Annotated in this window: 27 protein-coding genes; 19 read left to right on the top strand and 8 right to left on the bottom strand. The window is 65.7% G+C overall.

The annotated features are described in order from the left end of the window. A partial coding sequence (locus VAE54_RS03530) for a helicase-associated domain-containing protein (protein WP_322800553.1) occupies positions 1-1,424 on the top strand: 1,424 nt, incomplete at its 5' end. Here VAE54_RS03530 and VAE54_RS03525 read toward each other — a convergent pair. Continuing rightward, on the bottom strand, positions 1,421-2,815 hold the full coding sequence (locus tag VAE54_RS03525; RefSeq protein ID WP_322800552.1) for an RsmB/NOP family class I SAM-dependent RNA methyltransferase: 1,395 nt from the start codon (positions 2,813-2,815) through the stop codon (positions 1,421-1,423). The two genes, VAE54_RS03530 and VAE54_RS03525, sit on opposite strands and share 4 nt — an antisense overlap. Positions 2,816-2,993: 178 nt before the next feature. On the opposite strand from VAE54_RS03525, the gene lepB reads away from it, so the two are divergent. From lepB to VAE54_RS03500, 5 genes are all read left to right on the top strand, one after another. Further along, the gene (gene lepB, locus VAE54_RS03520) at positions 2,994-3,602 is read left to right on the top strand and encodes a signal peptidase I (RefSeq protein ID WP_322800551.1); all 609 of its coding nucleotides are present in this window, start codon (positions 2,994-2,996) and stop codon (positions 3,600-3,602) included. After that, the gene (gene deoC / locus VAE54_RS03515) at positions 3,599-4,318 is read left to right on the top strand and encodes a deoxyribose-phosphate aldolase (RefSeq protein ID WP_322800550.1); all 720 of its coding nucleotides are present in this window, start codon (positions 3,599-3,601) and stop codon (positions 4,316-4,318) included. The genes lepB and deoC overlap by 4 nt, the downstream gene beginning before the upstream one ends. Positions 4,319-4,341: 23 nt before the next feature. Further along, entirely contained in the window at positions 4,342-4,614 is a 273-nt protein-coding gene (locus VAE54_RS03510; protein ID WP_322800549.1) for a YgiT-type zinc finger protein, read from the top strand. A 169-nt stretch (positions 4,615-4,783) separates the two neighbouring features. Then, complete coding sequence (locus VAE54_RS03505) at positions 4,784-5,587, top strand: tyrosine-type recombinase/integrase (protein WP_322800548.1); 804 nt, start codon at positions 4,784-4,786, stop codon at positions 5,585-5,587. Positions 5,588-5,659: 72 nt separating this feature from the next. Further along, positions 5,660-7,786 (top strand): penicillin-binding transpeptidase domain-containing protein, encoded by a 2,127-nt coding sequence (locus VAE54_RS03500; protein ID WP_322800547.1) that lies wholly within the window; start codon positions 5,660-5,662, stop codon positions 7,784-7,786. Between the two features lie 18 nt (positions 7,787-7,804). Here VAE54_RS03500 and VAE54_RS03495 read toward each other — a convergent pair whose 3' ends face one another. After that, on the bottom strand, positions 7,805-8,611 hold the full coding sequence (locus VAE54_RS03495; protein WP_322800546.1) for a PIG-L deacetylase family protein: 807 nt from the start codon (positions 8,609-8,611) through the stop codon (positions 7,805-7,807). A gap of 75 nt (positions 8,612-8,686) precedes the next feature. On the opposite strand from VAE54_RS03495, the gene VAE54_RS03490 reads away from it, so the two are divergent. Then, positions 8,687-8,866, top strand: coding sequence for a hypothetical protein (locus VAE54_RS03490; RefSeq protein WP_322800545.1), 180 nt, complete (start codon positions 8,687-8,689; stop codon positions 8,864-8,866). Between the two features lie 214 nt (positions 8,867-9,080). Here VAE54_RS03490 and VAE54_RS03485 read toward each other — a convergent pair whose 3' ends face one another. The 6 genes from VAE54_RS03485 to udk form a co-directional block, all read right to left on the bottom strand. Further along, positions 9,081-9,938, bottom strand: a complete 858-nt coding sequence (locus tag VAE54_RS03485; RefSeq protein ID WP_322800544.1) for a response regulator — start codon at positions 9,936-9,938, stop codon at positions 9,081-9,083. Between the two features lie 45 nt (positions 9,939-9,983). Continuing rightward, the gene (locus tag VAE54_RS03480) at positions 9,984-10,613 is read right to left on the bottom strand and encodes a 4-vinyl reductase (protein ID WP_322800543.1); all 630 of its coding nucleotides are present in this window, start codon (positions 10,611-10,613) and stop codon (positions 9,984-9,986) included. A gap of 98 nt (positions 10,614-10,711) precedes the next feature. Further along, positions 10,712-11,089, bottom strand: a complete 378-nt coding sequence (locus tag VAE54_RS03475) for a roadblock/LC7 domain-containing protein (protein ID WP_322800542.1) — start codon at positions 11,087-11,089, stop codon at positions 10,712-10,714. A 196-nt stretch (positions 11,090-11,285) separates the two neighbouring features. Then, entirely contained in the window at positions 11,286-12,110 is an 825-nt protein-coding gene (locus VAE54_RS03470) for an undecaprenyl-diphosphate phosphatase (RefSeq protein ID WP_322800541.1), read from the bottom strand. Further along, on the bottom strand, positions 12,107-13,306 hold the full coding sequence (locus VAE54_RS03465; protein ID WP_322800540.1) for a glycosyltransferase family 1 protein: 1,200 nt from the start codon (positions 13,304-13,306) through the stop codon (positions 12,107-12,109). Before VAE54_RS03465 ends, VAE54_RS03470 begins: the two co-directional genes overlap by 4 nt. Continuing rightward, on the bottom strand, positions 13,303-13,947 hold the full coding sequence (gene udk, locus VAE54_RS03460) for a uridine kinase (protein ID WP_322800539.1): 645 nt from the start codon (positions 13,945-13,947) through the stop codon (positions 13,303-13,305). The genes VAE54_RS03465 and udk overlap by 4 nt, the downstream gene beginning before the upstream one ends. Before the next feature lie 519 nt (positions 13,948-14,466). Between udk and VAE54_RS03455 the strand changes: the two genes are divergently transcribed. From VAE54_RS03455 to VAE54_RS03400, 12 genes are all read left to right on the top strand, one after another. Further along, positions 14,467-14,640, top strand: a complete 174-nt coding sequence (locus tag VAE54_RS03455; protein ID WP_322800538.1) for a Flp family type IVb pilin — start codon at positions 14,467-14,469, stop codon at positions 14,638-14,640. A gap of 168 nt (positions 14,641-14,808) precedes the next feature. Continuing rightward, complete coding sequence (locus VAE54_RS03450; RefSeq protein ID WP_322800537.1) at positions 14,809-14,982, top strand: Flp family type IVb pilin; 174 nt, start codon at positions 14,809-14,811, stop codon at positions 14,980-14,982. A gap of 323 nt (positions 14,983-15,305) precedes the next feature. Beyond that, entirely contained in the window at positions 15,306-16,244 is a 939-nt protein-coding gene (locus VAE54_RS03445; protein WP_322800536.1) for a prenyltransferase/squalene oxidase repeat-containing protein, read from the top strand. Continuing rightward, positions 16,226-17,242, top strand: coding sequence for a DUF362 domain-containing protein (locus tag VAE54_RS03440; protein ID WP_322800535.1), 1,017 nt, complete (start codon positions 16,226-16,228; stop codon positions 17,240-17,242). Before VAE54_RS03445 ends, VAE54_RS03440 begins: the two co-directional genes overlap by 19 nt. A gap of 38 nt (positions 17,243-17,280) precedes the next feature. Beyond that, on the top strand, positions 17,281-18,420 hold the full coding sequence (locus tag VAE54_RS03435; RefSeq protein ID WP_322800534.1) for a mannosyltransferase family protein: 1,140 nt from the start codon (positions 17,281-17,283) through the stop codon (positions 18,418-18,420). Beyond that, a complete protein-coding gene (locus VAE54_RS03430) occupies positions 18,408-19,655 on the top strand; it encodes a glycosyltransferase family 87 protein (protein WP_322800533.1) in 1,248 nt (415 codons plus the stop codon). The genes VAE54_RS03435 and VAE54_RS03430 overlap by 13 nt, the downstream gene beginning before the upstream one ends. Positions 19,656-19,792: 137 nt before the next feature. Further along, a complete protein-coding gene (locus VAE54_RS03425; protein ID WP_322800532.1) occupies positions 19,793-21,037 on the top strand; it encodes a glycosyltransferase 87 family protein in 1,245 nt (414 codons plus the stop codon). After that, positions 21,034-22,296: a glycosyltransferase family 87 protein gene (locus VAE54_RS03420; protein WP_322800531.1), complete on the top strand. Its 1,263-nt coding sequence runs from the start codon at positions 21,034-21,036 to the stop codon at positions 22,294-22,296. The genes VAE54_RS03425 and VAE54_RS03420 overlap by 4 nt, the downstream gene beginning before the upstream one ends. Beyond that, a complete protein-coding gene (locus VAE54_RS03415) occupies positions 22,293-23,789 on the top strand; it encodes a hypothetical protein (RefSeq protein ID WP_322800530.1) in 1,497 nt (498 codons plus the stop codon). The genes VAE54_RS03420 and VAE54_RS03415 overlap by 4 nt, the downstream gene beginning before the upstream one ends. Next, positions 23,786-24,313 (top strand): hypothetical protein, encoded by a 528-nt coding sequence (locus tag VAE54_RS03410; protein ID WP_322800529.1) that lies wholly within the window; start codon positions 23,786-23,788, stop codon positions 24,311-24,313. The genes VAE54_RS03415 and VAE54_RS03410 overlap by 4 nt, the downstream gene beginning before the upstream one ends. Further along, positions 24,310-25,530, top strand: coding sequence for a glycosyltransferase family 87 protein (locus VAE54_RS03405; protein WP_322800528.1), 1,221 nt, complete (start codon positions 24,310-24,312; stop codon positions 25,528-25,530). The genes VAE54_RS03410 and VAE54_RS03405 overlap by 4 nt, the downstream gene beginning before the upstream one ends. Further along, entirely contained in the window at positions 25,527-26,729 is a 1,203-nt protein-coding gene (locus VAE54_RS03400) for a glycosyltransferase family 87 protein (RefSeq protein ID WP_322800527.1), read from the top strand. Before VAE54_RS03405 ends, VAE54_RS03400 begins: the two co-directional genes overlap by 4 nt. The last annotated feature ends 237 nt before the right edge of the window (positions 26,730-26,966 follow it).

Here is a 26,966-nt window from a genome sequence, read left to right as displayed (position 1 = left end):
ATCCTGCTCAGGGATCCATTTATCTCGCTTTCCTTCAGCAACTGCTGGAGCGAATGGGGGTGCTCCGAACGCATGGAGCGACCCTGATGCTGGATCTGCGGCATCCGTTTTGGGAGCAGGGGGCTCTTGATCGGGCCCTGGCCGCCTTCCGTGTATGGAAAGGCGAAGACCCCGAGGATCTCCTCAACAACGGGATGCTCTCTCCGGGTTCCCTGCGCGCTCGCGTGGAACAGGCTCTGCGTCAGGAGCCCGGATCCTGGATTCCCCTTCCTCGCCTGCTCGCAGCGATCTTCCCGGAGCGGCCGGTCCGTCTGCCGGAACCCCTTTCCCCGGCGGGCCGGGAGATGGCCGCCCGGCTGAAGGCCTGGCTGGTGGCGGAAACCCTGTGGCCGCTGCACTGGCTGGGCCTTCTGGATCGGGGGAATACAGACGGCCGATGGGAAGCCGTGCGCCTTACGCCCTTCGGCGCATGGATGCTGGGCGTGGGGGAGCCGGTCTCCCTCCCCGAGGAAGGGGGTCGCCTGATCGTCCAGCCCGATTTCCGCATCCTGGTCTTCGAGCCGGTGCCGGAATCCATTCTCGCAGCGCTGGAGACCTTTGCGGATCCCAGCCCCGGGGATCCCATATCCGTGTATCAGATCTCCCGCGAGACCATCTACCGCGGACTTCAGCAGGGATGGGACATCCCGCGGATCATCCGCTTCCTGGAAGGGATCAGCGGCGAGCCCCTGCCTTCCAACGTCCGGCGGTCCCTGGAGGACTGGCACCGACGGTTTCACCAGATCCGGATCTACCGGCGGGTGACCGTGATCCGGACCATGGGCGAACCGCTCCCCGGGGGGCCTGGCCTCCGCCCGCTAAGGGATTCCATCGGGTGGACGGAAGAGCCGCTCCCGGATCTGGAAGCCCAGTGGCGTCTCCAGGGGATCCGCCCCTGGGTGACCGGGTTCCGACCGGAGGATCTGCGCCATCAGGTGATCGCCGAGCCTCCGGGGATCCTCCGCTGGACCGGCCCGTTCCCGCACCCTGGGGTGGAGCGGTTGCTCGAGCCGTTCACCGAACGCATTCCGGAGGGATTTCGAATCACCGAGGCTTCTCTGCGCGCCGGGCGGGCGGCCGGCCTGACCCTTCCCCAGATCCTGCAACGGCTGCAGCGGGTTCACCGCGGCCCCCTGCCGGCCTGGCTGCTGGCCCGCCTCCTGACGTGGAGCGAGCATCCGCCCCGCGCGCGCTGGGAACATGTCCTACTGCTCCGGATGGATCGCCCGGAGATCCTGGAGGCGCTGGGGAATGAGCCGGAGCTGGCCCCGTGGATCCGCCCGCTGGACGCCCACACCCTGATGGTGCGAGCCGATCATGCCCATGCCCTGAAAGCCTGGCTGGAGGCCATCGGGGTCTCGGTGGAGGAGGTGGGATCTCCTTAGCGGGCTTCCACCTCCCACCATCCGATCGCCCGCAGGTGTCGGGGATACAAGTTCTTGAGACGCCCTCGCTCGGCGCGGGCCCAGCCCAGCGGAAACCCCTCCAGGGCGATCAGCACCCATCCCTCCTCCCACGGCCCCTCCAGCGGATGCCCCTGCAGATAGGCAGCGACCCGAGGATCCTCCAGGGGCAGATCCATGGCCTGATGAACCTCCTCGGGACGCAGGGCCATCGCCAGAGCATGGTCCGGCTCGAACCGGTCTTTTCGCAACCGGCCCAACCACCACCCGGGCCGTAGCACCCGAAGCCCTCGCCATAACGCGGAGGCCATGGGCGTCCAGTAGATCTGATCTCCCTGCAGGATCAACCCGCTGTCTGGAAGCGGTCGGGCGATGGTGGCCTCCCAGAACGCCTTGAGAGCCCGCCGGGCGCGGCCCGGGAGATCGCCTTCAGGCTTCGGCCGATAAGGGCGTTCCTCCCCGGCGCGCCGGAAAAGGGCATAGAAGTGCCCATGGCCTGGGCCGCGATGGGGCCACAGCCGCACCGCCCGGGCCAGCCGGGGATCGCCCCCTGCGATCCACTCCGGCCGTCCCCGATCGAAGGCCGGATGGCGCGGCGGATCCACCAAATCGAAATCCGGATGCGCTTTCAGAAACGCATCCACCACCCCTTCGTTCTCCTCCGGGGCGAAGGTGCAGGTCGCATAGAGCAGCCAGCCCCCGGGACGCACCATCCGGGCGGCCTCGAACAGGATCGCCTTCTGAAGGGCAGCCGAGCGGCGCACCCGATCCACGCTCCAGGCCCGGATCGCCTCCGGATCCCGGGCGAACATCCCCTCGCCGGAACAGGGCGCATCCACCAGCACGCGATCAAACAGCCCTTCCCACCGATCGGCCAGGCGCTGAGGGGACTCATTGGTCAGGATGGCGGGGATGACCCCCAGGCGCTCAACGTTCAGCGCCAGGATCGAGGCCCGCCGGGGCTGGATCTCGTTGGCCACGAGGACCCCCGTGTTGCGCATCCGCGCGGCGATGTGGGTGGTCTTCCCGCCGGGGGCCGCCGCCAGATCCAGCACCCACTCCCCCGGCTGAGGATCCAGCAGGACCGCCGCCGCCATCGCCGAGGGATCCTGGAGGTAATACAGCCCGGCCGCATGATAGGGATGGAGACCCGGCCGGGCCTCCGGGTCCTCGATGACAAAGCCCTCCGGACACCAGGGGACCGGCGAAAGGGGGAAGGGAGAGCGGGCCTGGAACGCCGCCGGGTCGATCTTTAATGTATTCACGCGAAGGCCGGCACGATAGGGACCAGCCAGCGCCTGGAGAAAGATCTCCGCCTCCGGCCCCAGCCAGGCCTGCATGCGTTCGACAAAGCGATCCGGAAAGGGCTCCATCCGACGATGCTCCTTGGCCTCCCGGCCCCCAGGGACTTTCCCTTTGCCTCCTGGAGGCTCGGGGCGGCGCGTATTTGGAACGCATCCCTGAACCCAGCCGCCGTTGCGCTACCGTTATAACCTGGATTGTGCAGGACGAGGAAAGCCGTCGTATAATGCGCCGGAGGGAGGAAAGGGCATGGATGAGCATCCCATGGGACTTCCCATCGAACACACAGAGCTTCCGCCGGAACCGGTCCGGGAGCGGAGCGCCCACCCTCTGTTGGCTTTCCTGCGCGAATTGATCGAGACCGCGCTGATCGTGCTGGTGGCTATGGCGCTGGTGAACACCGCCACCGCCCGTTTCCGCATCGAAGGCTCCAGCATGGAGCCGAATCTGCACGATGGGGAATACGTGCTGATCAGCAAAATCAGCTACTGGTTCGGCCAGCCCCGCCGAGGGGATGTGGTGGTTTTCCGCTTCCCCCACGACCCTTCCCGGGATTTCATCAAGCGCGTCATCGGCCTCCCCGGGGAGACCGTAGCCATCCGGGACGGCAAGGTGTTCATCGACGGCCGTCCCCTGGAGGAGCCCTACATCCGGGGCCCGATGGTTTACACCTATGGGCCGGTGACCCTCGGGCCGGATGAGTATTTCGTCCTGGGCGACAACCGGAACGCCTCGAATGATTCTCATAACTGGGGAACCCTTCCCCGGTCGGCCATCATCGGGAAGGCCTGGCTGATCTACTGGCCCCCTTCCCGATGGGGATTGATCCGGAACCCTTTCCAGGGAGAGACGCCGTGAACGTCCGCACGGCCTGGACCCGGGAGGCGCTGGCGGCGCGGATCGATCACACGCTGCTCCGCCCGGAGGCCACCCCGGGCGACATCGATCGGCTGTGCGAGGAAGCCCTGCGCTACGGCTGCGCGGCGGTATGTGTGAATCCGATTTACGTGGCGCGGGCCGCCGCCCGGCTGGCCGGAACCCCGGTGAAGGTGGCGACGGTGGTGGGATTCCCTCTGGGCGCCAGCCTCACGGCGATCAAGGTCGCCGAGGCGACCCTGGCCCTCAGCCAGGGCGCCCGGGAGATCGATATGGTCCTCCCCATCGGCCTGCTTAAAGCGGGGGAGATCGACGCCGTCCGGGCGGACGTGCAAGCGGTGGCTGCGGTGTGCCATGCGGCCGGCGCCCTCTGCAAGGTGATCCTGGAGACCGCGCTGCTTACCGCAGAGGAAAAAGTCCTGGCTGCTCGCCTGACGGTGGAGGCGGGCGCGGATTTCGTGAAGACCTCCACTGGCTTTGGGCCGGGCGGCGCCACGGTGGAGGATGTCGCCTTGCTCCGCCGAGCGGTAGGGCCCACCATCGGTGTGAAGGCCGCGGGGGGCATCCGGACGGCGGAGCAGGCCATCGCGATGCTGGAAGCGGGAGCCAGCCGCCTGGGGACCAGCGCCACCGTCGCGATCCTGGAGGCGCTGCCGTCCGTCTTCCCCCCAGAGGGGGACGATAGCCCGAAGGCATGAGCCCAGCGCTCACGGAGGCTCCTATGTGGCCGTGCCCGAACTGCCGGATCGGTTACATGCGGCCACGCCGGATCACTTACGCCGGCTATCACGGGGATCTCTTCATCGTGGTGCCGAACATGCCCGCTTACATCTGTGATGTATGTGGGAACCGGCAATACGATGAGGAGGCCCTGATGCAACTGATCCCGCTGATCGGCCCCCGGGGGGAGAGCGGGCGGGCCCAGGATCTCGGCTCCGAGCCGATGGATCGACCCCCCGGGCCGGAGTGGGGAACCCATCGCCGTCCCGCCTGAAAGCCGTGCGGCCATCAGGCTTCCCCATCCTCCCGCGAGCGCGTTCCGGGACCGGGAAGGCCGCTGACGGGAAAGATGGGGGAAGGACAGAACAGCGGCTTCCATCCTGCCTCCTCCACGCTCCCAAATCCATCGATGCGCCATGATGGCAGCGGGAAGGACCCGGACCATGGATCCCTCCCAGGAGACGCTGGAGTTCTGGATCCTCCGTTTCCTGGATGCGTGGGTGGTGGCGGAGGCCGTCTCCGCCTCCACCCTGAAGGCCTATCGCTACACCCTTTCCTCCCTCGCCCGCTTCCTGAACAGCCATGGGATCTCGCAGTGGGCGGAGGCGCGCGCCCCGCTCCTGGAAGCCTTCCTCCAGGACGCCACGGCCCGGCGCGGATGGTCCCCCAGCACGTGGAATCAGAAGGTCGCCGCCCTTCGGGCGTTTTTTCGCTTCCTGGAAACCGAAGGGGTGATCCAGGAGAACCCGGCCATCCTCCTTCGATGGCACTCCCCCCGACGGGGAATCCGTCTCCCTCTTTCGGTGGATCAACGTCAACGCCTGTGGGAGACGGCCGAGACGCTCCCGGAGACCCCTCTCGGGTTGCGGGATCGTCTGATCGTGGCCCTCATCGGTCACCTGGGATTGCGGGCCGGGCAGGCCGTTGCCCTGACGGTGGAGGATGTGGACCTGACGTGGGGACGCCTGCGGATCCCCGGGCGCGGCGGCCCTCGCTGGCTCGAGCTGCCGGAAATCGTCGCCCGCTGCCTCCAGCGCTATCTGGACGCCGGCCGCCCGGTGCTGATCCGCGACCCGGTGATCCGGGCGCTGCTGCTGAATCACCGGGGAGAACCGCTGACCCGCCATGGGCTGTGGCGGGCGATCAAGGTCCTGGCGCTGCGGGCCGGGCTTTCCCTCTCGATCTCCCCGGAACGCCTGCGGCAGCCGCCGGGCCTTCCGCTTTCAATGAACGATCCACCCATGTAGGGATCCATCGCCTTCCTCTCCGCGGAGGAAGGCTTTCGCACTCCGGATAGGCCCGCTGCCTCACTTCCGGCGATGAACGGATGGACCCGTCGAGCTTTTCTCATACGGTTGCTTCCCGCGGCGCTGGGCGGATGGCTGAGCGCGTGCCGGGCTGTTCTGCGGTCGGATCGGACTCCCACGCCGGCGCCTCCCACGCCCACCCCCCTGCCCTCTCCGGCCGGGATCGTCACGGCCGCGCTGGAGGCGATGCGGCGCGAGGATCCGGACGCCCTGTGGGCTCTTCTGACTCCGGCTTCTCAGGCCGCCCTGTCCCGGGAAGAGCTTCGCGCCCTGTGGCGGGATACACTGAACACGGTCGGCGTCCAGGCCGTGGAGATCGAGCCCCTTGCCCTGATCCAGGATGGGGAAACCGCTCAGGCCCGCTATCGGATCCGCTGGAAGACGGCCCTGTTCGGCGATCTGGAGGCGGAAGGGATCCTGGCGCTCCGGCTGCTCCCCGGGGGGTGGCGGCTCATATGGCGGGATGCGCTGCTCTGGCCCGCGCTGGAGGAGGGAGAGCGATTCCAGGTGGAATACATCATCCCGGAGCGGGCGAATCTTTATGACCGCGAGGGCCAGAGCCTGGCCGTGCAGGGGGAGTGGGTGGAGATCGGCGTGGTGCCCGGGCAGATCACCGACGAGGGGCTCCTGCTGCAACGGCTCGCCCGGGCGACTGGGCTTCCGGCGGAAACCATCCGATCCCGCTATGCCTCCGGCCGTCCGGACTGGTATATGCCGATCCTAACGTTGCCCGCGGATCGCCTGGCGCCCTTCGCCCCGGATCTGGAGGCGACGCCCGGGGTGGTGCTGCGTCCCCGGAGCGGCCGGATCTACGCCGGCGTCGCCCCGCAGACGGTCGGGATCGTGGGGAAGATCCCGGCCGAAGAGCTGGATGCCTGGCGGCGCCGGGGATATCGAGGGGACGAATGGGTCGGACGGATGGGGCTAGAGGCGTGGGGAGAGCCCTATCTCGCGGGGATCCATGGGGGTCGCCTGCTCATCCAGCCGGCGAAAGCCGGGAACGCCGCCCCCCGGCTCATCGCCGAGCGCCCCTTCGTCCCCGGCCGCTCCATCACCACCACCCTGAAACGGGGCTTTCAGGCCCAGGTGGAGGAGATCTTCGGGGATCGAACGGGGGCCGTCGTGGTGATGGATCCCCGGAATGGGGATCTCCTGGCCCTCGTCAGCAGTCCAGGTTTCGATCCCAACGCCCTGCTCGAGCCGAACAGCCCGCCTCCCCCGCCCGGCGCGTTTTTGAATCGGGCCACCCAGGGCCTGTATCCCCCGGGCTCGATCTTCAAGATCGTGATGATGGCGGCCGCCCTCACCCACGGGTTCACCGCGGGCAGCACCTTCCAGGATCCGGGATACTGGGACGGCCTGGGGCCGGGCTACCGGAAGTGGTGCTGGCTTCGGAGCGGGCACGGCCTGGTGGACCTTCCCACGGCGTTAACCGTCTCCTGCAATGTCGCGTTCTATCAGATCGGGTTTGCCCTTTACCAGCAGGATCCCGATATCGTCCCGCGGATGGCGCGGGCCTTTGGGCTGGGAGCGCCGACGGGCATTCGGGGCGTGTCGGAGGAGGCTGGACTGGTTCCGGATGCGGCCTGGCGCGCTCAACAGGGCGGCCGTCCCTGGTCGGTGGGGGACGCGGTGAACATGGCCATCGGCCAGAGCGATCTCCTGGTTACTCCCCTCCAGATCGCGCGGATGCTGGCGGCGGTGGCCAATGGGGGGATCCTCTACCGGCCCCGGCTGGTGCTTCGAATCGGCCCGGCGCCCGGGCAACCCGAGGAGACCTTCCCTCCAGAGGCGCAGGGGCGACTGCCGATCTCGGAGGAGGCGCTGGCTGTGATCCGCCAGGGCCTCCTCGGCGTCACCACCCACCCACGGGGAACCGCAACCTGGGTCTTTCGGGGGATGCCGTTTCCGATCGCTGGGAAGACCGGAACGGCGGAGGCGACCCCTGGGCGGCCGCCCCACGCGTGGTTTGCATGCTATGCGCCGGCAAGCCAGCCGGAGCTGGTGGTCGTAGTGGTGGTGGAACACGGCGGCCAGGGCTCGGCCGTCGCGGCTCCCCTGGCCCGCCAGATCCTGGAGGCCTACTATGGCCTCCCACGCACCCCCCTCCCCTCGCCACCGGCCCAGGCGGATCGATAGGAGAAGGAAGTCCCAGGCTCAGGCGACCCCGGATAGATCGACGGGCGGGAAGCCCATCGGGAACCAGAAGCGCTCCGCCGGGGTGCCCTTCCCGACCCGCAACGCATAGGTCCGGATGCGCGCCAGGATCTCTTCCTCGGCCGCGAAGAAGATGGGCCACTGGGAGCGATACGCCCGAATCGCCCGCGCTTTAACCTCCAGATCTTCTTCCGTCAGCTCCACGCTATGGAACGATGCTCCAGGAAGGCCGGAGAATCCCTCCCACTCCGCGTAGGGGAAATCCTCATAAAACCCCCGCAGAACCCCTGGGCGCTCCCAGCTTTCCACAGCCATCCGGACCAGGCGATGATCGACGTGACCGCCCAGGGCCAGAGGGGCGAGCAGCAGATCCCCCGCATTCCATGAAAGGGCGGCCAGCGCTTCCTGAATGCGTCCGATCCATATCGCCTCGTCCGGATGCGGGGCGCGGAACAGATCCTCCCGGCCCCGGCAGAGGGGCTGGCCCTGAGCATCCCGGCGGTAGATGGTATCCGGGAACAGCCAGTGGATCGGGATCGCCTGAAGGAGGGCCATGGCGTCTCGATCCTCCGCCCGCCGCATGGCCATCGCCGCCTCCCCGCTTCCCCAGCACTCATGCAGCGCCTGCGCGAAAGGGGGCAACGGGAGAACCGGATCCCCGGCGAAGACGGTGATCACCTCCACCGGGTGGCCCTCCCGGCGCAACCGATAAAGGGTCCCCCCGCAAGAGAGCGCCGCGTCATCCAGATGCGGCGAGAGGATCCGGATCCGCGCTTCCGGCTTGACAAAGGGGAAAGCCCGTGGCATATTTTCACCCTGCCTGAACGGGATGAAGGGGTTCCCCAAGGGTCCTCCACCCTGTTTCCTTCGGAGGAAACGCCGATGGCGAAGGCCACCAAGAAAACCCAGCAGGAAGAAAAGAAGGTCGAGCCGATCGTTGACGTGATCACGCGGCGGATCTGCTACCGTTGTGGCCAGCCTATCCGGCTGAGCGAGCTGCTCCCGGTTAAGGATGGGATGCGGAACCGGATGCGTTATTATCACAAGAAGTGCTTTGCGTAAGATTCCAGACAGTATCCCCTTGAGGATCGCAAGGGCAAGGGAGAGCTATTCCCCTTCAGAATCCGCCTGCCTGGGTTCCGAGGGCATCCGCCGGGATCGGCCAATGAGGCTTTAAGGCGCAACACGGGCCCACCTGGAAGTTCGAGGGGGCGAGGGCCTCCCCGGGTGGCCATGCGCAGGGAAAGCCATGCACTGCCCACCGGCGGCGTTTATCCTAAGGGAGCGGTGCTCGCTCCTTCAGCAGGTGTCGGATCACCGCCTCTGGATCGGGGAAGGGCCCTTCCGTCCCCTCCACCTTCGCCGTGGCAACCTCCAGGAGGGGGAGGTCTGCGGGTTTCTCTTCCATATCCTGCAGCGGGTAGAAATACGGCAACGCGCTCTTGAGGCGGGCGATCGCCTGCGGGGCCACGGCGCTGACCTGATGGCGGCTCCCGATAAGGATGAACCATCCTTCCCCTACATGGCCAAGGAAGAAAGCATCCCCGTTTTCATGATTGATCCCGCTCAGCAAGAGCCCCACCGCGCGGATGGCGTCATCCCGGGCCACAAACCCATAGCGCTCTCCGAAGGCCTCCAGCCCGTGCAGGCCGATCAACAAAGCTCCCCAGTCGGATCGTCCTAGCTGCTCCCTCAGATAATCCAGGATCAGCGGACGGCCCGGCAGCCCGGTGAGGCTGTCGATGGCTGGCTCCGCCCGGGATCGGCGGAGGATGTTCTGAACGCGCGCCCGCAGCTCCTGAAGGCTGAAGGGTTTCGGGATGTAATCGTGGGCGCCCATCTCCAGGCCCGTCAGCCGGCTCTCCCGCTCCCGCCTCTCCGTCAGGAAGATCACCGGGATCTCCCGGGTGCGTCGATGGGCGCGCAGCTGCCGGAAGACCTCAAAGCCATCGATATCCGGCAGCCGGATGTCCAGCACAATGAGATCGATCGGATGCGCCTGGGCCATCGACAGCGCTTCCTCCCCGGAGGCAGCGGTGAACACGTGATAGCCCTGGGCCCGGAAATACGTCTCCAGCAGGCTGGCGGTCTCCGGCTCATCCTCGACGATCAGCATGGTGGCGGCTCTGCTCATCCTCACCCCCGCGCCGAGAAGCGTCATGCCCCGCCGTAGCTCCTCTCAGCCGATCGGCTCCTTGTAAATCGCGAACGAGCAGGTGGCATCCCCCATCGCGATACAGGAGATCTCCTCCACCCGGAACTCCTTCCCCCCGCTGACCCAGCGCAGGCCCTCCTGAAGCAGGCCGATGGCCGCATAACAGACCGGGCGATCGGTTTTGCGCCCCCAGCACACCGGACACCGCTCGATCACATAGATGAAACGGTCGGCCTCCTCGGTGACATAGCTCTTCTGATCGCTGAACTGGGTGAAAATGCCGGCCATCGCCGGAAGGCCGATTTTCAACTTGGCCTGGAGGGGCAGCACACGGAAGGCCAGGTCGCTGACGCCCGCCAGGGCCCCAAAGCCCTGAAGGCCCCGGGCGAAGGAGGCGCGCCCGCCCCGCAGGGCCAGCCCTCTGCCCCCACGGGGGCCATACATCTCTTCCAGCGCCTGATTGATGGCCGCGAAATCCGCGAAATCGAATCCCCGCTCCAGATTGTCCGGCGGGTAGTTATCGATGAGATGAGGAAGACGGGCCAGGTTCAGAACCGCGTTCAGGCCGTTCTTCCCCATCACCTCCTCCAGCGCCTCCAGGAAAATCCGCGCGATCTTGTTGGGATAATACAGGCCGCTTTTCCGCTGGCTCAAGGCATTGCCTCCCCATCGGAAAAATGGGATTCATTGATGATAAGGGAAACGTCCTCGGGCCGTGGGCCCCTCCCATGGGCCTTCCGGATGTCCAGGGCTCAGGAAGCCAGGATCCGGGCCAGATCCTCCGCGGCCCGGCGCATATCCAGGAACAGCAACCCCAGCTTGGCCTGGGGTCGGGCCAGCACGGTGAGCACCGCTTCCTCGCCCACGGCCATCAGCACGACATAGCCGCGCTCCCCGCGGATGTAAACCTGATCCAGCGCCCCGCGGCCCAGCTCGCTGGCGATCCGCTCGCCCAGGGAAAGCATGGCAGCCGACATGGCCGACACACGGTCTTCTTCCACATCGGCAGGGAGCGCAGAGGCCATAATCAATCCATCGAGGCTGACCACTGCAGAGGCCTCGATATCCGGCGTGCTGGCCTGGAGCTCCTTCAAGCGCTCGATCATTCGCTCGGTGCGCGTCCGGGCCATCGCGGACCCCCAGGAGGTGAGCGGAATGAATGGCACGCGGTTTCCCAACCTATCACAGGCGGGCAGGTTTGTCAAACCGATGAGAGCGGGAAGAAAAAACCCTTCGAAGCTCCATCACGGGTGACGGAAGGCGGCGATCCAGAGCGGCCTGCTCCCCCTCCAGACGCTATGGAGATCTCTCATTCCAGCAGCCGGACTATCCCCGAAGAAGGGAGAGCATCAGGGTTAGAGCCCCTATGCCCGCACAGTAGACGGCAAACGGTCGGAGCGATCGCCGTCGGACCATTTTCATCAGTCCCCAGATCGCCAGGTAACCGGAAAGCGCCGCGCTGAGAAAACCGATCAGGATGGGGGTCATCGCCTCGGGGGGAAGCCCGATCCGGTAAAGATCCCCCAGCGCCACCAGGCCAGCTCCCAGGAGGGCGGGTATGCTGAGCAGGAAACTGAACCGCGCGGCCTCCGGGCGAAGGAACCCCCGCCCCAGCCCGGCGGCCATGGTGGCCCCTGATCGAGAGATCCCCGGCAGCAGGGCAAGCGCCTGGGCGAACCCGATCACCAGCGCATCCCCCACGGTCATCCGCCCTAAATCCCGTTCCCTCCGCCCCAAACGCTCCCCCAGCCACAACAGCCCGGCCGTGCCGAACAACAGAGCCCCAACCAGGACCGGCTGGAGGAAAACCGCCTCGATCGATCGTTTGAGGAGCAACCCCAGAATCTCAGCCGGAACCGTGGCCAGGAGGATCCATCCGCCCAGGCGGCCCTCCGGGGTGGCGAACGGGACGCCTTTGCGAAGGCCCGCCCATCCGCCTGCCAGGATCGCCCACAGATCATGGCGGAAATAGATCAGAACCGGGACCAGGGTGCCCCAATGCACGAGCACGTCGAAGGGGAAGACCAGCCGCTCGTCGCTCCGCCAGCCCAGCAGCCACGGCACCAGGACCAGATGGGCAGAGCTGCTGACGGGAAGATATTCGGTTAACCCCTGTATGATCCCCAGGATCAGCGCTTGAAACCAGGTCATCGAGATCCTCCTTGCGCCCATTGTCCGTGGACTCGCGCCCCTCCCCCGTGGAGAGCCTCCACCGTCCGTCGGGATCGGAGCACCCGTTCATAGACCTCCACGGTCCGTTCCGCCGCCTCCGCCCAGCGGAACCGGGCCGCCTGTTGAAGGCCCCTTTCCCGAAGACGCGCCCGAAGCGTCGCATCGGAAAGCACGGTGGCCAGGGCGGCCGCCCAGTCGTCCGGGCGATCCGGGGGCACCCGGAGGCCCGCTTCCCCCACGATCTCCGGAAGCGATGAGGCATCCGAGACCACCACGGGCGTCCCGCAGGCCATCGCCTCCAGCGGCGGAAGGCCGAAGCCCTCATACAGGGAAGGGAAGGCGAAAACCGCGGCCGCGGAATACAGAGCCGGGAGATCCTCATCCGGCACATAGCCCAGGAAGCGAACCCGTCCCTCCAGCCCCAGATCCCGCAGGGCCCGGAAGGTGCCCCTCGTGAGCCACCCGCGCTTCCCCCCCACCACCAGGCCCAGATCCGGCCAGCGTTCCAGCATGATCCGATAAGCAGCGAACAGCGTCGGGAGGTTCTTCCGGGGCTCGATCGTCCCCACGTAGAGGATAAAGCGATCCGGCAGATCATATCGGGCTCGGACGGCCGCGATGGCCTCCGGCGGCGCCGGGCGGAAACGGGGATCCACCCCTTCGTAGATCACCATGATCCGATCCTCCGGAACGCGATACCAGCGGATGGCATCCCGCCGGGTGCACTCGGAGACGGCGATGATGGCGTCAGCGCGCCGGAGGAAGCGGGGCATCATCAGCGTGAGAAACCAGCGGTTCAGCGGCATGTGGGTTTCCGGATACAGCCGGAAAATCAGGTCGTGCAATGTGAACACCGCGGGGAGCGCACGGAACGGCGGGAGGAGATGATCCGTCGCGTGGAAGAGGCGCGCCGGGCCGATGAGGGCGTCCATCGGGCGATGGAAAAAATCCGCCAGCATCACCCGGAGACGCCATGGCTTCGCCGGCAGCGGGCAAGGGCGAGCCGGGAGGACGTCCAGGGGCGGGAAGAGATCCGCACGACCCGCGTCGTGGTAGAAGATGGCGAGATCGCCGGGCAGCAGGGGGGCCAGCGCCTTCACCAACTCGGCGGCATAACGGCCCAGACCGGCCCGATGGTGGACCGCGGGGGAGACATCCACGACGATGGGGGTCATCCCTCCGCCTCCTGGAGCATCGACCGGATGCGGGCCACGATCATATCGAGGGCCACCGTATTGAAGCCCCCCTCTGGGATGATGATATCCGCATAGCGCTTGCTGGGCTCGACGAACTCCAGATGCATGGGACGGACCGTGGAAAGATACTGCCGGATCACCGATTCCATGGTGCGCCCGCGCTCGGCGATATCCCGTTGAAGCCGCCGGATGAACCGGATATCCGGGTCGGCATCCACGTAAATCTTGATATCGAACAGGTCCCGCAGCGCCTTCTCCACGAACACCAGGATCCCCTCCACCAGGATCACGGGGCGGGGCTCCACCCGCCGGGTGTAGGGCGTTCGCGTGTAGGTCGTGAAATCGTAAATCGGGACCTCCACGGGGCGCCCATTGAGCAGCTCCTTCAGGTGCTGGATCAGGAGGTCCGTATCCAGGCTGTCCGGGTGATCATAGTTGATCTGGGCCCGCTCTTCCATGGGAAGGTGGCTCTGATCCTTATAGTAGCTATCCTGCTGGATCAGGGCGATATACTCCGGGCCGATGCGCCGCACGATGGCCTCGGCCACGGTAGTTTTGCCGGAGCCCGTCCCTCCCGCGATTCCGATCACGACCGGTCGCCGGAACTTTGCGATCGCCATGGCCATACCCACAGGACGGAGACCGCTGGGCGCTCTTTCCGGATGGCGGAAGGGTCCCTCCCCGGGGAGCCCGAGAGGCTCCGGGGCCGACCCTTAGGGTCCCACCCGGAAGACCCACTGCGTAATTGTAAACCAGAGCGGATGGCCGATCTTCTCCCTTCCTCCCACAACCCAGGCTGTGAAAGGGAGGAAAGCGGTTCAGGGTTGAGAGACGCCGCCGACGGCCTCCAATCCCCGGACACTCCGATATCGAAGGAGCGGACCGACGGACTCATGGCCCAGCCGATCTCTCCCCAACCCCATCATCCCGCCGGAAACGGCCGGATCACGAGCCGCCCCCACGAACCCCCATCCCCCGGATTCCGCTTCTCCATCCCTTTACTGGTAATAATCTTATAACATATCGCGCATATAGTTAACATTTTTAAACCTATAACCCTATTACTAAAGTCCCAGATTAACCTTTTCTTCTACACGGTATGGTGAATAGAGATCCCCATTGAGCACAGGAGGTGCGCGATGGTTCGGTGGCTGCAGGCGTGGCTGGGGTTGCGGGAGAAGGGGCAGGGGCTGGTGGAGTATGCCCTGATCCTGGCGCTCATCGCCGTCGTGGTCATCATCATCCTCAGCTTGCTGGGCACTCAGGTCAGCCAGGTGTTCTCCCAGATCGCCAGCACGATGCAGGGATCGTAAAGCCCGGCCCTGGCTCCAACTCCCTGAAAGATCCGACTGGAGCGCTTCGAGGGAGATCAGCCCATCCTCAATCCACCGAACCCCTATCCCAGGACCAAAGTCCTATGCCCAGCGAGTTGTTTTCCGCTATTCTATAGTCAGAAAAATTTAACCTCACGGAGGTGTGCGATGGTTCGGTTGCTGCAGGCGTGGCTGTGGCTGCGGGAGAAGGGGCAGGGGCTGGTGGAGTATGCCCTGATCCTGGTGCTCATCGCCGTCGTGGTCATCGTCATCCTCAGCTTGCTGGGCACCCGGGTCAGCACGGTGTTCTCCCAGATCGCCAGCGCCCTGCAGGGATCGTAAGCTCCCTTCTCCCTCTAGCCTCGCCGGGGTCCTGTTGGGAACCGCCCGATAGGACCCCGGCGCTTTTTGTAGATTCCACATCCGGTAGTCTCCCTATTTTGTGTTGATGATCGCAGGATCCACAGGAGTCATTCGCAGCTCTTTAACACTCCAAAAATCCCTTGGCGTGTGTTCTATCTGCACCCTCCAATCGCCTTGATCCGGCATAGGATAAATTGAGGGAGACTACCCAACACCCTGGACCGTGCTTGACGTTCTGCTCTCATCCTCCTTCTCATCTTGCTTAGAGAAGACCGCTTGGATTATTGTTGGCAAGAAAGCCTATGGGTCTGAAGATCCTCTTTTCCGCTCCAGAAAAGCAGGGGAGCACGGCACATTCCATGCGCCTCGCAGCCGCCTATCGATTCCTGGAAGGCACCCAGAACGTCGATGGGGGATGGGGCTACCACCCGCGCGGTCGTTCCCTGGTCGAACCCACTGGGGCTGTCCTCCTCGCCCTGGCGGATGTTCCAGAAAGCCCTTCTCTCTCACCGGCTCGGGCATGGCTGGAACGGGCCCAGCGGCCGGATGGAGGATGGGGAATGGATCCCGACGAATCTGAAAGCGACTGGGGCACCGCCTGGGCGGTCCTCGCGCTGGCCCGCCTGGATCCCCGCCTCCCTCTGATCGCCCGGGGGATCCAGTGGCTGCGAGATGTTCCGAGCATCCGGATCCATGCCGATGAGCTGACCGCCGAGGTGCGCCGCATGCTGCGGATCGATCCCTCGTTGCGCGGGTGGCCCTGGCGGCCTGGCGAGGCTTCCTGGGTGGAGCCCACGGCGCTGGCCCTGCTGGCCATGCATGCGGCTTCGAGCATCGAGGCGCACCGGGATCGCGTGGAGGAGGCGATCCGTTACCTGATCGATCGGCGCTGTCAGGGAGGGGGATGGAATTTCGGCAATCCGTTCATGCTCGGGGCTTACCTCCCGCCCCGCCCGCACCCCACGGCGTGGGTTCTTCTCGCCCTGCAAGCCATCGCGCCCGATGCAATCCGATCCGAAGATGTGGAAGCGCTCCGCGCGGAGATGCATCGGGATGGGGGAACCATGGCGCTGGCCCTTGGGCACATGGCGCTCACGGCGCTGGGGGTCGAGGATCATGAGGTCCTGCAACATCTCTTCGCCCGGCAAGGTCCAGACGGGAGCTGGGAGGGAAACCCCTATGTGACGGCGCTGACCGTGCTGGCGCTACAGGGAGGCTGGCCATGGCTGCGCCGCGGCTGACCCGACGGGCCTTCCTGCGCCTGATGCTCATCGCCGGCATCGGGGGCGGGCTGGCCTTCGCCGAGCGCCGGACCCGGCCGGTGGGCCTGCGGCAGTTCCTGACCTGGCTGCTGCGGGGCTGGCGGCGGCGGGTGGAGCCGCCGGCGACGGTGGCCCTGGGGGCTTCTCTCTCTTACGATGAGGCGCTGCTGCGGGATGCCCTGATAGCGCTGTGGGACGAGGCGGGCATGCCCGATGTGGCCGGGAAGCGGGTGCTGGTGAAGCCGAACCTCATCGAGTGGATCGAGGGACGGCCCCTGGTCACCGCCCCGGAGGTGGTCGGAGCGGTGATCGATGGACTGCGCGCCCGCGGGGCAGCGGAGATCGTGGTGGGCGAGGGACCAGGGTTCCGGCGGGACGCCGGGCCGGTCGTGACCCAGAGCGGCCTGGCGGATGTCCTGGCCCGACGGGGTGTTCCCTTCATCGATCTCAACTATGACGACCCGCAGCCGGTCCCTCCACGGGACGGCTGGTTCCCGGGCCGATCGCGGCTATGGCTCCCCCGACATGTCGTCGAGGCTGACCTGATCATCTCCGTCGCCAAACTCAAGACCCATCACTGGGCCGGCGTTACCCTGAGCCTGAAGAACCTGTTCGGGGTCGTTCCGGGGATCCGCTACGGCTGGCCGAAGAACATGCTGCACGTCAACGGCATCACCCCCAGCATCCTGGGGTTGAAGCAGGCGCTGCCGCCGGTGGTGAGCGTGATCGATGGCATCGTGGGGATGGAAGGGGATGGCCCGCTGTTCGGGACGCCGGTGCCCCACGGCGTGCTGGCCGTCGGGAAGGACCCGCTGGCTGTGGATGTGATAGGCGCCCGGCTGATGGGCTTCGACCCGGAGGAGATCGAGCATCTCGCCCTGGGGATCTGGGCGGGGATCGGCCAGGGGGTTCACATCGAGGTGCGGGGCGCCCCCATCGAGAGCTTGCGCCGTCGGTATCGGCGGCCGCCGAAATAGGGGCGCCGGGACGTCGCGGAGACCGAGGGGACATTTCCATGATCGGCATCTGGGCGCTGGTGCTGATCCTGACGCGCATCGAGGCGGCGTGGCTCTCCCCGCTGCGGCCGCTGACTCCCCTGGAGCGCGCGCTGCCGGCCTGGCCGCCCGTCGCCCCCTTCCCCCTCTGGCTCGAGCGGGTCCTGATCGCGCCATGGGCCCGGTGGGACGCCCACTGGTATGCCCGGATCGCGACGGGGGGTTATCGCGCGGGGGACGGCACCACGCAGTTCTACCCCCTTTACCCGCTGCTGGCCATGCCGCTGGTCCGGCTCGGCCTCCCCCCGATGGTGGCCCTCACGCTGATCAGCCTTGCCGCCGGCCTGGGAGCGGTCCTGCTCTTCGAGAGCGCGGCCCGTCGGGGAATGGAGCCCGCCCGGGCGCGACGGGCGACGCTGGCCTTTATGCTGTTCCCGACCGGCTTCGTGCTCTTCGCCCCCTATTCCGAGGCCCTCTTTCTGCTTCTCGCCATCGGGAGCATCGGCGCGGCCCAGGAGCGGCGCTGGGGACTCGCCGGCCTTCTCGCCGCCCTGGCGACCCTCACACGCCCTCAGGGGATCTTCCTTCTCCTCCCCCTCGCGTGGTCCCTCCGGGAGGTCGGGGGCCGCCTCCGGGATACGGGGTTTCTGCTCCTCCCCCTGCTGGCCCTGGGGGGATGGTCCCTGGTTCGGATCGCCGCGATCGATGGCCTTTCCCTGACGGGACACGGGTTCAACGCGTATCTCTACGCCCTGCTCCTCTCGCCCCACGCGAATCAGGTGGTCACCCACCAGGCCTTCCTCTGGCCGTGGGAGGCCATGGGGCGGGCGCTGGGGAAACTCGTTCGGGAGCCCGATGTCGATCTGGTCCTCAACCTGATCCTGGCCGCGTGGTTCGTGGCCCTCACCCTCCGGGCCTGGCGGTGGATGGATGGGGGGGAACGACTTTACACCCTGGCGGTCGCCCTCGCCGCCTTCAGTTACCACACCGGGCCCGTCCATCCCTATATGGGATTGCCCCGCCACCTCTGGATCGCCTTCCCGGCCTTCCTGGCCCTGGGGCGCATCCGCTCTCGCTGGCTGAGTATCCTTCCAGCTCTTCAGATGCCGGCGCTCTTTTTCGCGATCATTCCTTATGTGCTCGAAGCATGGGTTCCATAACGCGTCCATGGACCTTGAACGAGATCCCACCGATATCCCGGCTGGTTCTGGCCGTGCACCTGGGCCTCGCCCTGGGATACATCGGGCTGGTCCTGATGGCCTTTGGGCGGGGGGAGATATGGCGGGCGGATTTCACGGCGCACTACACCGGCGCCCGTATGGTGTGGGAAGGCCAGGGGGCCACGCTATATCACCGGGAGGCCCAGGCCCAACGTCAGCAGGAGATTCTCGGCGGGCGCCACCTCTATAACGGCCTTCTCCCCTATAATCGTCCTCCTTTCGTCGCCATTGCCCTGAGCCCGCTGGCCGCCATGTCGCTGGAAAAAGCTTTTGCCATCTGGGCTCTTTTCAATCTGCTGCTCTGGGCGGGTTTCCTGTGGGATCTGAGCCGGTGGGCCCGGCCGTGGGGCGCAGCGGCCTGTGCCCTCACGGTGAGCGCTGTGGCGGCCCTTCCGGGTTTCCTGCTCTCGCTGCTCCTCGGAACGTTCTCCATATGGACCCTGGCGGCCCTCTGGGCGTTCTACCGGACGTTGCGGGAGGGCGGGGAGGGATGGGCAGGGTTCTTCCTGGCTCTGGCGAGCGCGCATCCTCAGGCGGCGCTGTTCCCGGCCCTGCTGCTGATCGCGGGGCGGCGCTGGAAAGCCCTGGCGGTCTTCCTGGCTTCGGGCCTGGGGCTCGCCACGGCCTCGGCGGCAATTCTGGGCAGTGGGATCTGGATCGATTACCTGCGGATGCTGAGAGAGGCGGCCGCAGCCTTCGGGCGACATGGGATCGATCCCGAGGTCATGATCAACCTGAAAGGCCTCCTCGCCCGGCTTTACCCCCCCATTGGGGGGGATAAGGGGGCGTGGGTGAACGGGCTTTCGGCCCTCGGTCTGGCTATTGGGGCCTTCGCCACCCTCATGCTCTGGCGAAGCCCATGGCGCCCAGGGGAGCCGGATTTCGATCTCCGTTTCGGTCTCACCTTCGCCATGGGCCTTTTCCTTTCCCCCCATGCGAACCCCCAGGATGGCCTGCTGATCGCCTTGCCCGGGGTTCTGGTGTATCGCTTCCTGCGGATTCCATCCGGGGCCCGACCCATGATGAGGCAGGCCTTTGAAGGGATCGCGATCGCATTCCCCGGTCTGTGGCTGGCGGAACGGTTCACCATCGGGTCGAGCATGAGCGTTACCCTCGGGACCATCGCATTGATCGTCACCGGTTGCTGGTTGAGATCAAGAGGCAACATGCAGTAGCCCATATGTGATCCGACTCCCACCGGGCGGGAACGACTGCCTCCTCTTCTAGGGAACTTCGGACCCATTGCTCCGCATAGGAGTCTGGGCATTGGCTGAATGTCGGAGCACTATATAATCGGCAGCGGAGGATCGCTGTGACCAGTCGGAAGGACAGAGCGCTCAACCTGCTGATTTTCGCCTTGGCTCTCCTGGAAGCGCTTTATCTCCTTGGGGCCTTTCGCCTGGCCGGCCTTTTCCCAGTCATCGGCGCCGATTTCCGGGCCCTCTACGCTGCCGCTCAGGCAGCGCGGGAGAACGGGTTCGCCGCTATCTATGACCCGGATCGCACGTTTCCCTACCAGGAGGCCCTCTGCCGGATGGCCGGTTCCGAGGCTCCGTGCATGTTCATCCCCATGGTGTTCCTGCCGGCCTTCGTCCTTTTAGCCCTTCCCCTCACTGCCCTGCCCCCAGCCATGGCCTTCGCCACATGGTCGGGGATCAGCCTGCTCCTTGCTCTCCTGGCCCTGCGCCCCTTTTTGCGGGCCTTCCCCGGTCCTGAACGCCACAAGCTTCTGGCCGTGATGCTCCTCTCCTATCCGAGCCTAATGAACTTGCTGTGGGGTCAGGTCAATGCCTGGCTGCTGCTCGGCCTCGCCCGATTTCAGATCCACCGGGAAGCCCGTGCCGATCTGCGAAGCGGCCTCTGGCTGGGATGGCTCCTCCTCAAGCCGCAGACCCTGATCCTGCTGCTGCCCGGCCTTGCCCTGGCGGGCCAGTGGGCTGCCCTCGCGGGCTTCGGGGTCTCCGCATGCCTGATCCTGGCCCTCTCCCTCGGGCTGAGCGGCCCGCAGGGGTTGTGGGAATGGTGGGGATGGATCAGCGGGTTCGCCCGGCCTCATCCGGCTCTCGCCCCCGCCGTGGTGGGGGCGGAAACCATGATGAACTGGCGGGCCCTTGGCGTATGGCTCCAGGGAACCCTGCCGGCCTGGATCCTCTGGCCCGGGATCGGCGCGGCGATGATCCTGACTGCAATCCCCGTGCTGATCGCCTGGCGGAAGGCTGGGAAGAAAGAGGCCTGGGAGGATGATCGCCTCATGCTGGCGACCTGGACGGCTACGTTCACCACTTCGTGGCATGCCCATCCGCATACGGCCATGATCCTGATGCCCTCTCTTCTGCGCGCGATCCACGGGGAGATGATTCCCCGGGGCCTCTGGCTCTCGTGGAGCTTGATCCCCGCCACCCTGCCCTTTCTGGTGATCCTCCTGGACGCCCTCCGGGTTCCACTGCCAGAGGGCGGGGTGGTCAGCTTCCTGGCCGGGCGGATATATATGATCCTTCATCTCGTCCTGTATGGATGGGCAATTCGACCGTTCTTTTCAGGCGGGAGACATCCATGAAGACCAGCATTCCATGGGGACGATGGGCATTTCTGTTCCTGCTCTGCCTTATCATCGGCTGGGAGGCCATCCTGGCGGGCTACAAACTCAGCGAGTTCCCCTATCAAGCGGTGGATTTCTTTCAGCATGACTTTCTGGCCCGCTTTCTTCAGCAAGGAGGGTCCTTCACGGATCCATCATGGCCTATCCGGATCGGATCGACCCTGGGACTCCGATTGCCGCCCAGCTTGGAGCGCACGGCTCCCTTGTTGCTATATCAACCCATCGTCTTGCCTCTCTTCCGGGTTCTGGCCCTTTTCCCCATGCATGTCGCATATGCTATATGGCTCGCCATCAGCCTCATGCTCATCGGGTGGACAGGATGGCGGATCGCGCGGACGCTGGGCGTTTCGCCGGCTCCGGTGCTATTTGCCCTCGGAATGTGGCCGGCGATGTGGCATGTGCTGCTTCTGGGGAACATCGATGTCCTGACATGGGCGCTGATGAACGCCGGATGGATTGCGCTGCTACGAGGCCGGCCGCGTTGGGGAGGATTCTGGATCGGATGGGCGACGGCCTTGAAAGGCTTCCCTATATTCGCAACCGTGCCGTGGTTGAGGAACTCAGGACGGCCTCTTGTGGAGGGCCTCGCCATCGGGATATTCACGAGCATACTCTGGGGAACCCTGTGGGTCGGGCCGACGGGCGAGGGTTTCCTGCTCCGACATCTCACGAATTACCAGATGGCCCTGGAGATGTTCATGCCGGCGAACAACTCGCTCCTGGCATGGCTATGGGCGTTCGCAGGGCCTCCCATACAGGATGAAAAGGGGGTCCAGTTCCATGGCCTTCTGTATCCAGCGTTCGTTCTCTCCCCACGTCCGCTGTCCATCCTAGGAGCTGCGTTCCTGCTGAGCCTCGCTGGAGCATGGGCCCGGCAACAACGCGGGCAGCCGTCACTGGTCGAGGGTGGTCTCTGGCTTAGCCTGGGGCTGCTCATCTGGCCGATCTCATGGATCAACTATCATATCTATTTGTTTGCCCCCATCACGGCTCTTGCCCTCTACGGGAATCGGCTTCGACCGATGACTCGATGGATGCTGAGGATTACGATCATCCCGCTCACCATCGCCCTCAGTTACGGCGCCATCACGGCGATCAGCGCACCTTACATGACTGTATCCCTCCTCCTGGGCTCCACGCGACTGCTGCTCCTCGGACTGTTCTTCCGGGCTGCTCGGGAGCTTCAACAGCGTAACCGGTTGGGAGGGGAGCAATGAAGCTCGTTCTCGGACTCCGCCTTCAGACTTCCATATTGCTCATGCTCTTAGGGATCACCCTGGTCGTGTGGGGCCTCCACCGTCCTCTTCCCCCGACCCCATCCACCCTCACGGGTCTGCCTGCGCTGGCCGACACCGCTTTCACGCTCCTGCTCTGGGGATATCTCACCCTGCTGGGGGCTGCGCTGGGAGAGCGAGTGCTCCGATGGCTGCGGCTGTCCAGATTGTCTGATGGAGAGCGGTTGCTCTGGAGCGCGCCCACCGGGTTGATCCTCATCGGATATCCAGCATATGCGCTGGGATGGCTGGGGCTGTTTCACCGGCCGGTTATCGCCGGGCTGATCCTGGGCATGGCCTTCTGGCTTGCTCCGGATATGGCAGCAAGCGCCTGGCAAGCGATCCGAGCGCTCCAAAGCGCGCCCGCTTCCCTCATGGGGTCCTCACGGACGGCGCGATGGGCAGGCTGGCTGATGGCCACCCTGCTGGGATTTCGCTTCCTGATCGCACTGACCTCGCCCACCGCGTATGATGCCCTGTGGTATCACCTGGAAGCGCCCCGGCGGTTCCTGGAAGCCGGCCGGATCTACCCGGATTTCCACAACTGGCCAGCTAACTACGCCTTTGGGACCAGCATGCTGTATGCCATCCCCCTGGCCCTGGGCGATGACATCGCCCCCCAGCTCCTGCACTGGACCTTCGGCCTCGCTTTCCTGGGCCTCACCCTGGGTCTGGCCCGGCCATATGCGGAGGAATGGGCCTGGGTAGCCCCCGCGTTCATGCTGACCATGCCCGCCCTGACCTTCCGGCTCATGCCCGCTGCCCTGGCCGACGTCGCCGCCGCCTGTCTGGAACTGATGGCTCTCAGCGCCCTGCTCCGGGCCTCGAAGGGCCAGGAACCGGGATGGCTCATGGCCGCGGGGATCTGGACAGGGCTGGCCATTGGATCCAAGTTCTCCTCACTGCCCATTCTGGCCACAGGGGTCGCCTTCTGGATCTGGCGGGGTTTCCCCATGGGCATCCCAGGTCGGGTGAGGAGGCTAATATCCTCTCTGATCCTACCGCTGATCCTGGCCGCCCCCGGGTATTTAAAGAACGCCCTCTGGTTTGGAACCCCTCTATTTCCAGCATGGCTAAGATCGAACGATACAGGGGTTAATTTCAGGAGTTACCTATATCAAGAATATACAAATTCAAAGAAAGCAACCGGGCTGGGCAGGGCCATATTTTTTGTGTGGGCGCTATTTGCACCCGAGCGAATAGATTCTGTAAGCTTGTCCTGGATGGCACCTCTGGGGTTGCTGATCAGCATGCTGTTTACGCGGTGGTTGCCCGTGGAGGTGATCGGGCTTGTGGGGGCGCGCGCCTTCTTGTGGGCTCTCGGGCCGCCGGGAATTCGCTTTCTGCGCTGGCGCTCTGGGGCATCGGGATCGCCGCCGCGCTATCCGCATGCTCAAGCCAGAATCGATGGCATCGCCTCAGCACGTGGGCGATGACCCGGGGATTGCTGGCTCTGCTGGCCCTCCTCGTGGCAGCAGGGGAGCTCAACATGCTCATTTCCCGTCCGTGGGCCGTAGCCCTGGGGATGGAAAGCCGGGCGGATTTCCTGCGCCGAGCTCTCAGCGGCTACCGGGGGATGGAGTGGGTCCAATCCCATCTAAAGCCGGAGGAACGGATCCTGCTGATCGGCGACACGCGCCACTACTACTGTCCAGACGGCTGCTTCCCGGAGGCCGATCACTTCACCTGGGCGCGCAGCGTATGGGCCGCGGGTTTCGATCCCGAGGCGGTAGCCCGTCGCCTGGAGGCCATGGGGATCACCCCCCTCTGGATCCATCATGGCATCCTAAAATGGCTATTGAACCACGACCCGGAGGGCTGGGTGCAGCGCAGTGAGGACTTCCTTCGAATCCGTTTCGCCCCTCGCTGCGCCCACCCGGTGTATGCCGATGAGGACGTGGAGATCCTGCGCCTGACCTGCATGGAAATCCAGAACGCCACCGGGGAGATGACCCGGTGAACCGAAGACGCCTGCGCGTGTATCCGTGGCTGATCGGCGCCGCCCTGTGGGGGGTGTGGATCGGAGAGATCCTCACGCGCCGGGGCTGGCAGGGAGGGCTGGGCCCGATCCTGGGCAGTGATTTCATCACCCTCTATGGGGCAGGACTCCTTTATCGTCACCACCCGGCACGCCTGTATGATCCGGAGGCCCAGGCCGGGATCCAGGCCGCCCTGATCGCGCCCACCCCGTATCCGGGCCTGAACCCGTTCATCAGCCCGCCTTATGTCGCCATGGCCTGCAGCCTGCTCACGCTCCTGCCCCTGCCCATCGCCTTTGCCCTGTGGAACGGGCTCACCCTGGCGTGGACGCTGCACGCCGCTACGGGGCTTCGAAGACTCCTCCCGGAGGAGATCCGCCAGGCCGCTCGCTCCTTCCCGCCCATCTCCGTCCTTTTGCTCTCTTTTTTCCCTTTTATGGCCGGCTGGCGGGTGGGACAAAACCATGGTCTTACCCTCTGGCTGGTCACCTGGCTGCTGATCAACAGCCGGGCCCGACGGCCCGGCCTGGCCGGCTTGATCGCCGGGCTGATGCTTTACAAGCCCCAGTTCGTCCTCGGGTTTCTCATCCTCTGGATGGCCTGGAAAGAATGGCGGGCTCTGGCCGCTTTCGGGGCGACGACCCTCCTGTGGCTCGGGCTCAGCCTCCTGACCGGAGGGGGTCCGCTTTATGGGAAATACCTGGCCCAAAGTTCCCTTGTGCTATCGTTTCCGTGGGTGAAGGGCTTCCCGGCTTTCGCCCTCATCACCCCGTATGGCCTGCTCGCCACCCTTCTGCCGCCCAGCGCCCGCCTGGCCCTGCAAGCGGCTTCCGCCCTCGGGCTCCTGCTGCTGGGGTTGGGGCTCGCCCATATCGCCGCTTCTCTGCGAAACCAGCCCTGGGAACGACAGGCTCCCGCCTGGGTGCTGGCTATCCTTTACCCGCTTCTGGCCTTTCCGTATGCGCTGCTGCATGATCTGATGCTGCTTGCGCCCGCCATGACGCTCTGGGCGGCCAGAGGCCCTTCCCGCCGGCTGCTCCGGACGGCCATCGGGGTTTACCTGGGCGCGCTCGTCTTTTCCGCCCTCGGCGCCCTCACCCGCCTGGCCCTCCCGGCACTGCTTCCCCTCGGGGTAGGGATCGCGATGGCCCGGGAGGGCGTTCTGTCACTCCGCCCGTGGGAGGATCGTCCCCGATGACCCGGCTTCTGACCCCTGCCCGCATGCGATACGCGTGGATCGCCGGGGCCGCCCTGTGGGGGGGATGGCTTCTGAGCCTGCTCGGGGGCTCGGGGGGCCTGGACCTCGCGGGCCAGGTGATCGGGACGGATTACCTGGAGTTCTACGCCGCCGGGTGGATGATCCGCCACGGGCAAGCGGCCCGCCTCTATGACCCGGAGGCCCAGCTCGCCGCCGAGCGGGCGATCCTCGGGCCTTCCCTTCCCGCCTACCATGCCTTCCTGAACCCGCCCTTCCTCGCCCTTCTCTTCGTGCCCCTTTCCCTTCTCCCTTACCCGGTCAGCTTCGCCCTCTGGAGCGCCATGCAGCTCCTGCTGCTCGCCCTCAGCCTCCGGGCCCTCAGCCCCCCCAGCGCCTTCGGGAAGGCCATGGGGTGGTCCCTCACCTTCCTCCCGGTGTTCGCCTCCGTCAGCTTCGGGCAGAACGGGCTCCTCAGCTTGGCCCTCCTCACCGGGGTCTGGATCATGTGGCGGCGGAACCGATCGCTGGCCGCCGGGGCCCTCTCCGGCCTGCTGCTGTATAAGCCCCACCTGCTCCTGGGGCTTCTGCTTCTCTGGGGGATGGAAGGCCCTCGCGGATGGCGGGCCCTGTTCGGGCTGGGCCTGACCGGGGCTGCACTGCTGACCCTCTCCGGGGCGCTGTTGCCGGAAGCGACAGCCGCCTATGGGCGTTTCGCCCTGAACCTTTACCCGGATCTTCCGTCCTGGAAGGAGTTCCCGCTGTGGCATCTGCACAGCCCGCGGGGGTTCTGGCGGCTGCTGCTGCCGGGGCATCCCCGCCTAACGGACGCCCTCGCGCTCCTCTCTGCCCTCCTCGCGACCGGGGTCGTTCTCCGGTTCTGGCGCCGCCATCGCGCGGATGCCCGGCGGTTCGCGGCCGCGGTGGCCCTTACCCTGTATCTAACGCCCCACGCCATGATCTACGACTGGGCCATCCTCCTGCTCCCGGCCCTTCTGCTCTGGGAGCATGCCCCTGCCGCCCGCCCGGCCCTGCGGGCCGCCTTCGCCCTGGTCTGGCTGGCCTTTTTCCCCGGGGCGCCCCTCACCGCCCTGATGGTCCGCTACCTCGGCTGGGGGATACAATGGACGCTGCCAGCCCTCGCTGCCGCCGGGTATCAAACGAAGCTCCAGCCAGACACCTTGAACGCTCAATCCCGATAGGAGATCACCGGATGCTCCGCAGGGCATATCTTCAATCGACGCCGAGCAACCCACAATCGCTAAAAGAAACGCCAGCCATACCAGGGGCAATCCTTCCATGGAGCCTCGCTTTCCTCGCCTCCGCTATTGCGATCGGAGTTGCGACAAAGATAGCCCTTGCCTGCCTGAATGTTCCTGGTCCTGGGATCGACGATGCTTATATTTTCGCCGTCTACGCCAAGCATGCGGTGGAGGGCT

It is taken from the genome of Thermoflexus sp. (assembly GCF_034432235.1).
GTDB lineage: Bacteria > Chloroflexota > Anaerolineae > Thermoflexales > Thermoflexaceae > Thermoflexus.
This window is presented reverse-complemented; position numbering and strand designations above follow the sequence as displayed.

What these genes read in the sequence shown, in the direction of transcription:
- VAE54_RS03450 (WP_322800537.1), top strand. Translation starts at nt 14,809, where the DNA reads ATGGTTCGGTTGCTGCAGGCGTGGCTGTGGCTGCGGGAGAAGGGGCAG.
- VAE54_RS03435 (WP_322800534.1), top strand. Translation starts at nt 17,281, where the DNA reads ATGATCGGCATCTGGGCGCTGGTGCTGATCCTGACGCGCATCGAGGCG.
- VAE54_RS03470 (WP_322800541.1), bottom strand. Translation starts at nt 12,110, where the DNA reads ATGACCTGGTTTCAAGCGCTGATCCTGGGGATCATACAGGGGTTAACC.
- VAE54_RS03505 (WP_322800548.1), top strand. Translation starts at nt 4,784, where the DNA reads ATGGATCCCTCCCAGGAGACGCTGGAGTTCTGGATCCTCCGTTTCCTG.
- VAE54_RS03485 (WP_322800544.1), bottom strand. Translation starts at nt 9,938, where the DNA reads ATGAGCAGAGCCGCCACCATGCTGATCGTCGAGGATGAGCCGGAGACC.
- VAE54_RS03475 (WP_322800542.1), bottom strand. Translation starts at nt 11,089, where the DNA reads ATGGCCCGGACGCGCACCGAGCGAATGATCGAGCGCTTGAAGGAGCTC.
- VAE54_RS03410 (WP_322800529.1), top strand. Translation starts at nt 23,786, where the DNA reads ATGACCCGGGGATTGCTGGCTCTGCTGGCCCTCCTCGTGGCAGCAGGG.
- VAE54_RS03415 (WP_322800530.1), top strand. Translation starts at nt 22,293, where the DNA reads ATGAAGCTCGTTCTCGGACTCCGCCTTCAGACTTCCATATTGCTCATG.
- VAE54_RS03465 (WP_322800540.1), bottom strand. Translation starts at nt 13,306, where the DNA reads ATGACCCCCATCGTCGTGGATGTCTCCCCCGCGGTCCACCATCGGGCC.
- VAE54_RS03495 (WP_322800546.1), bottom strand. Translation starts at nt 8,611, where the DNA reads ATGCCACGGGCTTTCCCCTTTGTCAAGCCGGAAGCGCGGATCCGGATC.
- VAE54_RS03525 (WP_322800552.1), bottom strand. Translation starts at nt 2,815, where the DNA reads ATGGAGCCCTTTCCGGATCGCTTTGTCGAACGCATGCAGGCCTGGCTG.
- lepB (WP_322800551.1), top strand. Translation starts at nt 2,994, where the DNA reads ATGGATGAGCATCCCATGGGACTTCCCATCGAACACACAGAGCTTCCG.
- VAE54_RS03440 (WP_322800535.1), top strand. Translation starts at nt 16,226, where the DNA reads ATGGCTGCGCCGCGGCTGACCCGACGGGCCTTCCTGCGCCTGATGCTC.
- udk (WP_322800539.1), bottom strand. Translation starts at nt 13,947, where the DNA reads ATGGCGATCGCAAAGTTCCGGCGACCGGTCGTGATCGGAATCGCGGGA.
- VAE54_RS03420 (WP_322800531.1), top strand. Translation starts at nt 21,034, where the DNA reads ATGAAGACCAGCATTCCATGGGGACGATGGGCATTTCTGTTCCTGCTC.
- VAE54_RS03455 (WP_322800538.1), top strand. Translation starts at nt 14,467, where the DNA reads ATGGTTCGGTGGCTGCAGGCGTGGCTGGGGTTGCGGGAGAAGGGGCAG.
- VAE54_RS03490 (WP_322800545.1), top strand. Translation starts at nt 8,687, where the DNA reads ATGGCGAAGGCCACCAAGAAAACCCAGCAGGAAGAAAAGAAGGTCGAG.
- VAE54_RS03445 (WP_322800536.1), top strand. Translation starts at nt 15,306, where the DNA reads ATGGGTCTGAAGATCCTCTTTTCCGCTCCAGAAAAGCAGGGGAGCACG.
- VAE54_RS03430 (WP_322800533.1), top strand. Translation starts at nt 18,408, where the DNA reads ATGGGTTCCATAACGCGTCCATGGACCTTGAACGAGATCCCACCGATA.
- VAE54_RS03400 (WP_322800527.1), top strand. Translation starts at nt 25,527, where the DNA reads ATGACCCGGCTTCTGACCCCTGCCCGCATGCGATACGCGTGGATCGCC.
- VAE54_RS03510 (WP_322800549.1), top strand. Translation starts at nt 4,342, where the DNA reads ATGTGGCCGTGCCCGAACTGCCGGATCGGTTACATGCGGCCACGCCGG.
- VAE54_RS03500 (WP_322800547.1), top strand. Translation starts at nt 5,660, where the DNA reads ATGAACGGATGGACCCGTCGAGCTTTTCTCATACGGTTGCTTCCCGCG.